Origin of the sequence: Sutterella massiliensis (assembly GCF_016899755.1) — a bacterium.
Classification (GTDB): domain Bacteria; phylum Pseudomonadota; class Gammaproteobacteria; order Burkholderiales; family Burkholderiaceae_F; genus Sutterella; species Sutterella massiliensis.
The window spans coordinates 1-844 of record NZ_JACJJC010000156.1 but is presented as its reverse complement, the minus strand read 5'-3'; the positions used below and the strand labels follow the sequence as shown (position 1 = coordinate 844).

The 844-nt window shown below is 57.0% G+C and carries 1 protein-coding gene; it reads right to left on the bottom strand.

Features of this window, described 5'->3' with window-relative positions:
* The coding region (locus H6A60_RS11885) for an FAD-dependent oxidoreductase (RefSeq protein ID WP_205104898.1) at positions 1 to 844 on the bottom strand (844 nt) is incomplete at both ends.

Here is an 844-nt window from a genome sequence, read left to right as displayed (position 1 = left end):
GATGGTCGACTTGGCCAATCCCGGCGCGACCTCTATGCCGTTCGGGTACTGCTTACCGAGCTCCATGTTGATGAGCTTCGCGCCGGCTGCTTCCGCCATGCGATGACCGTCGCCCGTTGCACAGACGGGACCGTAGTAAAGCGCCTTCTGCAGGTCGCCGGCAAGCATTTCGCGATTTGCGCCGTATCCGCCGGTTGCCAAAAGCACCGCCTTGGAGCGAACAACGTACTTTGTGCCGTTGGCGTCCGTCGCCTCCACGCCGACAACTGCGCCCTTTTCATCCTTCAGAATTTTCTCCACCTTCGTGCCGGTCTTAATAGTGACTGGCATATCGGAGAGCTTATTGGTCAGCAGCGAAATGAAGCCGGCACCCGCTCCCTTGATGTAGAGAGAACGATCCTTGGAAAATTCTCCGCGGTACTGCAGTTTCATTTCCTCAAACTGCGTCATGCCGAGAGACTTCATAGCCCAATCGACTGACGCCCCGAGATTGTCGGAATACGCCGTAAGTGCAGTAAGGTCGTTGCGCATATGACCGTTGGCGAGCAGATCATAGGCAAACCATGCAGGCGAATCGTCCTGAACGCCGAGATCCTTCTGAATTTGTGCGCTCTGAACGGCAATCTGACCCCCGCAGATACCGGCTGCGCCGCCGAGCACCTGCATCTTTTCAAGCACAACTGTTTTGGTGCCGAGTTCGGCGCTTCTCACCGCAGCCGTAAGACCGGAGCCACCGCCCCCGATAATGACGAGGTCCGTTTCGAGGTTTTGAGTCTGCCCTGCGGCCGTTTTCTCAACAGCTTTCAGATAGTCTTTCGGGTCGCCGCCGGCCTTTTTGATGCAC